The organism is Streptomyces sp. M-16, from assembly GCF_052114405.1.
Lineage (GTDB): Bacteria > Actinomycetota > Actinomycetes > Streptomycetales > Streptomycetaceae > Streptomyces.
On sequence record NZ_JBFRER010000089.1, the window covers coordinates 22,089 to 30,878 of the forward strand.

Genomic DNA, 8,790 nt, shown 5'->3' on the forward strand with positions numbered 1-8,790 from the left:
CTGAGCCGCAGATCCATCATGAGGGGCCGGTGACCGGGGTCACCGGCCCTTTTCGGTGCGATTTGTTACGGTGGTGGGGAATTCCCCGACGAGACGCGCCGTACCGGGTAGCAGGACGCAAAGACGACGCACCCCTTTCCGTCCTCGTCCCGGAGGTAAGTCGTCATGGCATGGGTTCTGCTGATCGTCGCCGGTCTCATCGAAGTCGGCTGGTCGATCGGTATGAAGTTCACCGAGGGCTTCACCCGTCTCTGGCCGTCCGTGTTCACCGGTGCCGGCATCGTCGCCAGCATGGTGCTGCTGTCCTACGCGGCCAAGACCCTGCCCATCGGTACGGCGTACGGCGTCTGGGTCGGCATCGGCGCCGCGGGTGCGGCGGTGCTCGGGATGGCGGTGCTGGGGGAGCCAGTCACCGCCGCCCGGATCTTCTTCATCTGCCTGCTGCTGGTCGCCGTGGTGGGGCTGAAGGCCACCTCCGGGCACTGACCCCGGCCCGGATCACTCCAGGAGATCGGCCGCGGGGCGGCGGCGGAGTGCCGCTCCGCCCGTGGTGTCGCCCCCGGTCGTCTCGCCGCCGGTGGTCTGGCCTCCCTGGGTCTGGCCCCCGGTGGTCAGGCCGCCGGTGGTCTGGCCCCCTTGGGTCTGGCCGCCCTGCGTCCGGCCTCCCTGGTTCTGGCCCCCCTGGGTCTGGCCGCCCTGGGTCTGGCCGCCTTGCGTCTGGCCTCCCTGGGTCTGGCCGCCTTGGTTCTGGCCGCCCTGGTTCTGGCCGCCTTGCGTCTGGCCGCCCTGGTCCCGGCCGCCCTGCGTCTCGCCGTCCGTCGGCGGGCTCGGCTCGGCCGGCGGCCGGCTGCCCTGGGGCTGCTGCGGGGTGGTCGGCGCGACGGGCGGCGGGGGCTGGGCCGCGCCCGGCTGGAGGTCCAGGTCGAAGTCCACCGGGTCCGTGGCCTCCAGGGCCTTCTTCGTGTAGGCCGCCCAGATCCGGGCCGGATAACCGCCGCCCCCGATGCGGGCCTCGCCCAGGGCTCCGTAGAGGGGCTGCAGGGTGCCCGTGTCCGGGTCCTGGCCCATCATCGAGACCACCGTGACCAGGTCCGGGGTGTACGCCGCGAACCACGCCGAGCGGTCCTGTTCGGCCGTGCCCGTCTTTCCGGCGGCCGGATGGCCGGCCGCGAGGGCGGCCGTGCCCGTGCCGTTGTCCACGACGCTGACCAGCATCGAGGTGGTCGTGTCGGCGGCCTCCCGGCTGATGGCCTGGGTCGGGGTGCGGCCGGGGAGGTGGACGTTCTCGCCGCCCTTGGTGATCTTTTCCAGGAAGGTGTACGGGGTGCGGCGCCCGTGGTCGGCGAGGGTCGCGTACGCCTGCGTCATGTCCAGCACGCTGGCCTGCATGGTGCCCAGCGCGATGGCCGGGCCCGCGTCGAGGTTCGGGGTGTTCTCCGGGATGCCCAGGGCGATGGCGGTCGACTTGACCTTGGCCCCGCCCACGTCGACGGCCATCTGCGCGTACACGGTGTTGACGGAGAGGTCGGTGGCGGTGTTGACGGTGATCGGGCCGTACGACACCTGCCCCTCGTTCTCGGGCGCGAAGCGGATCCGGCCGCCGACGACGGGGCGCTTGTTGTCGCCGTTGTAGATCGTGTTCGGGCCGATGCGGCGGCCGTCCTGGGTGCGGGATTCGTTCTCGACGGCGGAAGCGAAGACGAACGGCTTGAAGGTGGAGGCCACCTGGTAGTCGTGCCGGGTCGCGTTGTTGACGTACTGCTTCGTGTAGTCGATGCCGCCGTAGAGGGCGACGACCTTGCCGGTGGCCGGGTCGATGGAGGCCCCGCCCGCGCGCACCAGGCGGTCCGCGGGCCGGGCCGCCGGGTCGAGCTTGTCGACCATCTGCTTCTGGACGGCGTCGACGAACTCGCCCTGGCGCCGCTTGTCGATGGTGGTGGTGATCCGGTAGCCGCCCTCGGCGATGGTCTTGTCGTCGAGGATCCCGTGCTCGGTGATGTAGTCCCTGACGGCCTCCACGAGGTAGCCGCGCTGTCCGGACAGCCCGGCGGCCGGGCGGACCTTCCCGGGCTCGGGGAAGCGGACGGCGGCGCGTTCGGCGGGGGACATCCACTTCTTCTTGACCATGCCGTCGAGCACGTAGTTCCAGCGGGCGACGGCGCGGTCGCGGCTCTGCGGGTGCGAGACGACGTCGAAGGCGCTGGGGGAGTTGAGGAGGGTGGCGAGGTAGGCGCCCTCGGCGGCGGTGAGTCTGGTGACGTCCTTGCCGTAGTAGGCCTGCGCGGCGGCCTGGATGCCGTAGGCGTTGCGGCCGAAGTAGCTGGTGTTCAGATACCCCTCCAGGATGTAGTCCTTGGACTTCTCACGACCGAGTTTGATCGCGATGAAGAACTCCTTGGCCTTGCGCTTCAACGTCTGTTCCTGGCCCAGGTAGTAGTTCTTCACGTACTGCTGGGTGATGGTCGATCCGGACTGGGTGCCCTTGCCGGTCGCGGTGTTCCAGGCGGCGCGCAGCATCGCCTTGGGATCCACGGCCCGTTCGGAGTAGAAGTCGCGGTCCTCCGCGGCGAGTACGGCTTCCTGGACGCTCCGGGGGACCTGCGAGAGCGGCACGTTGACGCGGTTGACCTCGCCGTCCCGGGCGATCTGGGAGCCGTCGGCGTAGAGGTAGACGTTGGACTGCGCGGTGGCGGCGGCGTTGGCGGGCGGGATGTCGACCAGCAGGTAACCGGCCACGAGGGCGCCGCCGACGAGCAGGGCGAGCAGCAGGACGCCGCCCAGGAGCATGCGCCAGGTGGGCAGGGCGCGGCGCCATCCGGTGCGCCGGCGCCCGCCGTTGGCGGCGGCCGCCGGTCGCCGGCCCGGGGGTGGCGGCGCGTCGGGCGTGCCGTTCCGGGCGCCGTCGCCGGGGGGTTCCCGCGGGGTGTCCGGGTCGCGAGGGGGCCAGCCCGGGGGTGGTGACTGGTCGCTCATCGCCGGGACTCCTCGTGACCGTGCGAAACATCCACTTCCGTACCTCATGGTGTGTCTACCCGATGGCCGTTGATTCCGCTCCGGACGGGCATAAAACGGTCGCGTGGCTCGCCCCTCCGCACTAAGCTCGCGCGCTTTGGCCGACGTAGGAACGACGTGGGAAACGGAGGGATACGGTGCGTCAGAGAGCGGGTCGCGGCGCGACGGGGCGCGAGGGGCTCCGGGAGGGCTCGGGAGGGGGCTCGGGCGGGGACTCCGGCGGGGGCTCCGGCGGCGGTCGCGGAGGGCACCGGCCGTGGCTCTACGCGGCCGTGGCGGCGGGCGGGTTCCGGCGTTACGCCACCTACGGCACGGCCACGGCCGCCGGGGTCTTCACCAACACCGTCTTCGGCTTCATCGTCGCCTACACGTACATCGCGCTGTGGGACGAGCGTCCCGGCCTCGGCGGCTACGACCAGGCGCAGGCGCTCACCTTCGTCTGGGTCAGCCAGGCCATGCTGGCGGCCGCCTCGTTGCTCGGCGGCGGCTTCCAGGAAGAGGTCCAGGAACGGATCCGTACGGGTGACATCGCCGTCGACCTCTACCGGCCGGCGGACCTCCAGCTGTGGTGGCTGGCGGCCGACCTCGGCCGGGCCGCCTTCCAGCTGGTGGGGCGCGGGGTGGTGCCCCTGCTGGCGGGCGCGCTCGCCTTCCGGCTGGCGCTGCCGGCCGATCCGGCGCGCTGGCTGCTGTTCGCGGTGTCCGTCGTCCTCGCCCTCACCGTCAGCTTCGCCGTGCGCTACCTGCTGGGCCTGGCCGCCTTCTGGCTGATGGACGGCGCGGGGATCAACATGATGGCCGCCGTCGTGACGATCTTCTTCTCGGGGATGCTGCTGCCGCTGACGGTGTTCCCGGGCGGCTTCGGCGAGTTGGTGCGGCTGCTGCCGTGGTCCGCGATGCTCCAGGTCCCGCTGGACGTGCTGCTCGGTACGCACGCGGGGGCGGGCGGCGCGGCGCGGGCGCTGGGGTTCCAGGCCGGGTGGGCGCTCGTACTGCTGGGCGCGGGGCGGCTGGTGCAGTCGGCGGCGACGCGGAAGGTGGTGATCCAGGGTGGCTGACGCTACCGGGGTACCGGGCGAGGTGGTCGAGGTGGTCGAGGTGGTCGAGGTCGGAGTCGCGGGGGACGCCCGGGACGCGAGGGACGTCCAGGACGCGAGGGACGCCCAGGGCGTGCGGGACGTGCGGGACGTGCGGGACGTCGTGTCGCGGCGCGGACGGGCCCGCGAGGGGCTGCGCGGCTACCGGCTGATCGTGGCGATGTGGATCCGGTCGACGATGACGTACCGGGCCTCCTTCCTCCTCGCCACCTTCGGGAACGCGGTGATCTCCCTGCTCGACTTCGTCGCGATCGCCGTCATGTTCTCCCACATCGAGGCCCTCGGCGGTTTCACGCTGCCCGAGGTCGCCCTGCTCTACGGGACCTGCTCGGTCTCCCTCGGCCTCGCCGACCTGTTCCTCGGCAACACCGACCGGATCGGGCTCCGGATCCGCGACGGCTCCCTCGACACCATGCTGGTGCGCCCCGTCCCGGTCCTCGCGCAGGTCGCGGCCGACCGCTTCGCGCTGCGCCGGCTGGGGCGGATCACGCAGGGGCTGGCGGTGATGACCTGGGGGATCTCCGTGCTGGAGGTGGACTGGACGGCCGGGAAGGTGCTGCTGGTCCCGGTGATGGTGGTGGCCGGGGCGGGGATCTTCGCGGCGGTGCTGGTGGCCGGGGCGGCGTTCCAGTTCATCGCGGGGGACGCGGCGGAGGTGCAGAACTCCTTCACCTACGGGGGCTGCACCATGCTCCAGTACCCGCCGACGGTGTTCGGGAGGGACCTGCTGCGCGGGGTGACCTTCGTCGTGCCGCTCGCCTTCGTCAACTGGCTGCCCGCGCTGTACGTGCTGGGGCGTCCCGTTCCGCTGGGGCTGCCGCAGTGGACCGCGTTCCTGAGTCCGCTGGTGGCCTTCCTGTTGTTCCTGCCCGCGTCGCTGGCGTGGCGCGCGGGAGTCCGTTCGTACCGAAGCACGGGGAGCTAGTCGTGGCGGATCCGCTGATCTCGTTGGACGGGATCGAGAAGGTTTTCGACGTACGCCGTCGGGTGGGGCTGATGCGTCGGGAGAAACGGCAGGTCAGGGCCGTTGACGGGATCAGCTTCGAGGTCGCCCGGGGTGAGGTGGTCGGCTACATCGGGCCCAACGGCGCGGGGAAGTCCACCACCATCAAGATGCTGACGGGCATCCTCACCCCGAGCGGCGGCCGGCTGCGGGTCGCGGGCATCGACCCGGCGCGGGAGCGGATGCGGCTCGCGCACCGGATCGGGGTGGTGTTCGGGCAGCGCACCACGCTGTGGTGGGACCTGCCGCTGAAGGACTCGTACGGGCTGATGCGGCGGATGTACCGGATCCCGCAGGCGCGGTTCGCGCGGAACATGGAGCGGTGCGTCGAGCAGCTGGACCTGGCCGCGTTGCTGGACGTGCCGGTGCGTCAGCTGTCGCTCGGGCAGCGGATGCGCGGGGACATCGCGGCGGCGCTGCTGCACGATCCGGAGGTGCTGTACCTGGACGAGCCGACGATCGGGCTGGACGTGGTCAGCAAGGCGAAGGTACGGGGCTTCCTGCGGGAGCTGAACGAGGAACTCGGGACCACGGTGCTGCTGACCACGCACGACCTCCAGGACATCGAGCAACTGTGCGAGCGGGTGATGGTGATCGACCACGGGCGCCTGGTGTACGACGGGGCGCTGGGCGGGCTGCACGCGATGGGGGAGGGCGAGCGGACGCTGGTGGTCGACCTGGAACGGGAGCTCGCGCCGGTCGAGGTGCCGGGGGCGCGGGTGGTGAAGGTCGAGGGGGCCCGGCAGTGGCTGGCCTTCCCCGCGGGGGTGTCGGCGGCGCCGCTGGTGGCGGAGGTGGCGGCCCGGTACCCGCTGCTGGACCTGTCGGTGCGGGAGCCGGACATCGAGGACGTGATCGCGCGGATGTACGCGGGGCGGGGGTGAGCGGCCGGTGGGGGCGGAGCCGGGGCCGGTGGGGCATTCAACTGGGCCGCGTCTCTGCATAGGGTGGCCCACATGAGTGACGAGCGGCCGGAGAAGCCATCGCTGGACAAGCCCTCGCTGGACGAGCCCTCGCCGGAGAAGGCGGCGCTGGACGGGCCATCGCCGGACGGGCCCTCGCTGGAGAAGCCCTCGTTGGAGAAGCCCTCGTTGGAGAAGGCGGTGCCCGCGCGGTCGGAGGCGGCGGTGCCCGCGATGAGGGCGTCCGACGCCGACCGCGAACGGGTGGTGGAGCGGCTGCGCGACGCCGTCGCCGAGGGCCGGCTCGACATGGAGGAGTTCGAGGAGCGGCTGGAGGCGGCGTACGGGTCCCGGACGTACGCGGAACTCGAACCGCTGACCCGCGACCTGCCGCCCGTACCCGGCCCGTCGCTGCCCGGCGCCGCCCCCGCGACCGCGCAGGAGCCGGGCGGAGCCGCCTGGCCGGGCCGGATCGGCGGCTCCGGGACCTCGTCCACGGCGGTCGCCGTCATGTCGGGCTTCCAGCGCAAGGGCCGCTGGGTCGTCCCTGCGCGCTTCAACGCGGTGGCCGTCTGGGGTGGCGGTGAGCTCGATCTGCGCGAGGCGGACTTCGCGGAGCGCGAGGTGGTCATCACCTGTGTGGCGATCATGGGCGGCATCCAGATCACGGTCCCGCCGGGCGTGCAGGTCGACGTACGGGGCATCGGGGTCATGGGCGCCTTCGACCACAGCGGCACCCAGACCGCGCCGCAGCCGGGTGCCCCGCGGGTGATCGTGAACGGGCTGGCCTTCTGGGGCGGGGTGGAGGTCCGCACCAAGGCGCCGAAGGGCTCGAAGCCGCTGGACGGCGGCAAGCCGCGCAAGGAGCTCTAGGCCGCACCCGCCGTCGTACGGCGCGCCGGGAACTCCCCGGGCCTCCCGGGAGTCGGATGCTATGCAGACAAAACCGGCCACCGGGGGAAGGCAGGAGCACGTGGACAGCATGAAGAGCGGCGACGGTGACCGCGGCGAGGTTGACGGCAGCGGCGCGGACGGCGGCCTGAGCGGCGTCGACGGCGACCGCGACCGCGGCCACGGCGGTGGTGCGGGTGACGGCGCGGGCGTCCGTACGAGGGCGCGCGCCGCGCCCCCGCCGGCCCGCGGCGCGTTCGTCTTCAGCGCGGCGGACGAGGAGCGGCGGCACGGCGTACGCCGGATGAAGGCCACCGCGACGGGACTGCTGCTCCTGGTCGCGCTGGTGTACGTGCTGGCCAAGTACGCCCAGCACGCGTGGGGCGCGGGCGGCTGGGCCGGGTACGTCGCGGCCGCCGCCGAGGCCGGCATGGTCGGTGCCCTCGCCGACTGGTTCGCGGTCACGGCGCTGTTCCGGCGGCCCCTCGGCCTGCCGATCCCGCACACCGCGATCATCCCGACCAAGAAGGACCAGCTCGGCGTCTCCCTCGGGGAGTTCGTCGGGGAGAACTTCCTCTCCGCCGACGTGGTGCGCGCCCGGCTGCACGCGCTCGGGATCGGAGGCCGCCTCGGCGCCTGGCTGGCCGAGCCGGAGCACGCCGACCGGGTCACGGCCGAGCTCGCCACGGCGCTGCGCGGGGCCCTGACGGTGCTGCGGGACTCCGATGTGCAGGCCGTCGTGGGGGAGGCGATCACGCGGCGCGCGGAGACCGCCGAGATCGCGCCGGGCCTCGGCAAGACCCTGGAGCGGGTCGTCGCCGACGGCGGCCACCACCGGGCCGTCGACCTCGTCTGCGCGAAGGCCCACGACTGGCTCGTCACCCACGGGGACTCGGTGATGGACGCCGTCCAGGGCGGCGCCCCCGGCTGGACCCCGCGCTTCGTGGACCGCAAGATCGGCGACCGCGTGTACAAGGAGCTGCTGCGCTTCGTCACGGAGATGCGGGACATGCCGCACCACCCTGCGCGGGCGGCGGTGGACCGCTTCCTGACGGACTTCGCGGCCGACCTCCAGTCCGATACCGCGACGCGCGCGCGGGTGGAGCGGCTCAAGTCCGAGATCCTGGCGCGGGGCGAGGTGCAGGACGTGATCGCCTCCGCCTGGACGGCCGTCCGGTCGATGGTGATCTCGGCGGCGGAGGACGAGCGGAGCGAGCTGCGGCTGCGGGTCCGGTCGTCCCTGATGTCCCTGGGGGCGCGGCTGGCGACCGACGGGCGTCTGCAGGGGAAGGTCGAGAGCTGGATCGAGGGGGCGGCGGTGTACGTGGTCACGACCTACCGCGCCGAGATCACCTCGCTGATCACCGACACGGTGGCGGGCTGGGACGCGGAGCACACCTCCCGCAAGATCGAGGCCCACATCGGCCGCGACCTCCAGTTCATCCGCATCAACGGCACGGTGGTCGGCGCCCTGGCGGGCCTCTTGATCTACACGATCTCCCAAGCCTTCGGCGCCTGACCCCTCACGGGACCCTCCGGCCGCCGCGAGGCCCGGGCCTCGGCGCCGGCCCGGCCCCACCGTCCCCCGCGGCCCGGCCGTCCCCCGCGGCCCGGCCGTCCGGCGTGGGCGGCCGACGTGCGTGTCCGTCCTACGCGGTCCGGCCCGTCCGGCCTGGGCGTCCGGCCGAGAGGTCTGGCCTGACGGACCGGCCTCGTTGCCGGCCCACGGGTGTGGACGGCCCGTCGGCCCGGCAGCCCGACCGCCCGGCGGCTCGTCGGCCCGGCAGCCCGACCGCCCGGCGGCTCGAGCGCCTGACGGCCCGACCGCCCGGCGGCYCGASCGCCYGACSGCCCGACCGCCCGGCGGCTCGAGCGCCTGACGGCC

General features: G+C 72.9%; 7 protein-coding genes and 1 riboswitch. Of the genes, 6 read left to right on the forward strand and 1 reads right to left on the reverse strand.

Going from position 1 to position 8,790, the window contains the following annotated elements; genetic code table 11:
• Nucleotides 1-59 precede the first annotated feature (59 nt).
• A riboswitch (guanidine-III (ykkC-III) riboswitch) is annotated at nucleotides 60-133 on the forward strand.
• Nucleotides 134-165: 32 nt separating this feature from the next.
• On the forward strand, nucleotides 166-486 hold the full coding sequence (locus tag AB4039_RS30645; RefSeq protein WP_266577141.1) for a DMT family transporter: 321 nt from the start codon (nucleotides 166-168) through the stop codon (nucleotides 484-486).
• A gap of 12 nt (nucleotides 487-498) precedes the next feature.
• Here the strand turns inward: AB4039_RS30645 and AB4039_RS30650 are convergent, their stop codons facing one another.
• Nucleotides 499-2,973 carry a transglycosylase domain-containing protein gene (locus AB4039_RS30650; RefSeq protein WP_442272316.1) on the reverse strand — a complete coding sequence of 825 codons (2,475 nt, stop codon included), beginning with the start codon at nucleotides 2,971-2,973 and terminating at the stop codon, nucleotides 499-501.
• A gap of 311 nt (nucleotides 2,974-3,284) precedes the next feature.
• Between AB4039_RS30650 and AB4039_RS30655 the strand changes: the two genes are divergently transcribed.
• The 5 genes from AB4039_RS30655 to AB4039_RS30675 all read left to right on the forward strand — a co-directional run bounded on the left by AB4039_RS30655 (nucleotide 3,285) and on the right by AB4039_RS30675 (nucleotide 8,424).
• Nucleotides 3,285-4,070 carry an ABC transporter permease gene (locus AB4039_RS30655; RefSeq protein WP_442272318.1) on the forward strand — a complete coding sequence of 262 codons (786 nt, stop codon included), beginning with the start codon at nucleotides 3,285-3,287 and terminating at the stop codon, nucleotides 4,068-4,070.
• 112 nt (nucleotides 4,071-4,182) lie between these two features.
• The gene (locus AB4039_RS30660) at nucleotides 4,183-5,034 is read left to right on the forward strand and encodes an ABC transporter permease (protein ID WP_442272319.1); all 852 of its coding nucleotides are present in this window, start codon (nucleotides 4,183-4,185) and stop codon (nucleotides 5,032-5,034) included.
• Between the two features lie 2 nt (nucleotides 5,035-5,036).
• Nucleotides 5,037-5,996 carry an ATP-binding cassette domain-containing protein gene (locus tag AB4039_RS30665; RefSeq protein ID WP_266839249.1) on the forward strand — a complete coding sequence of 320 codons (960 nt, stop codon included), beginning with the start codon at nucleotides 5,037-5,039 and terminating at the stop codon, nucleotides 5,994-5,996.
• A gap of 72 nt (nucleotides 5,997-6,068) precedes the next feature.
• Nucleotides 6,069-6,887, forward strand: coding sequence for a DUF1707 domain-containing protein (locus AB4039_RS30670; RefSeq protein ID WP_266839247.1), 819 nt, complete (start codon nucleotides 6,069-6,071; stop codon nucleotides 6,885-6,887).
• Between the two features lie 109 nt (nucleotides 6,888-6,996).
• Nucleotides 6,997-8,424, forward strand: a complete 1,428-nt coding sequence (locus AB4039_RS30675; protein ID WP_442272320.1) for a DUF445 domain-containing protein — start codon at nucleotides 6,997-6,999, stop codon at nucleotides 8,422-8,424.
• Nucleotides 8,425-8,790 lie beyond the last annotated feature (366 nt).

What these genes read in the sequence shown, in the direction of transcription:
- AB4039_RS30645 (WP_266577141.1), top strand. Translation starts at nt 166, where the DNA reads ATGGCATGGGTTCTGCTGATCGTCGCCGGTCTCATCGAAGTCGGCTGG.
- AB4039_RS30650 (WP_442272316.1), bottom strand. Translation starts at nt 2,973, where the DNA reads ATGAGCGACCAGTCACCACCCCCGGGCTGGCCCCCTCGCGACCCGGAC.
- AB4039_RS30670 (WP_266839247.1), top strand. Translation starts at nt 6,069, where the DNA reads ATGAGTGACGAGCGGCCGGAGAAGCCATCGCTGGACAAGCCCTCGCTG.
- AB4039_RS30675 (WP_442272320.1), top strand. Translation starts at nt 6,997, where the DNA reads ATGAAGAGCGGCGACGGTGACCGCGGCGAGGTTGACGGCAGCGGCGCG.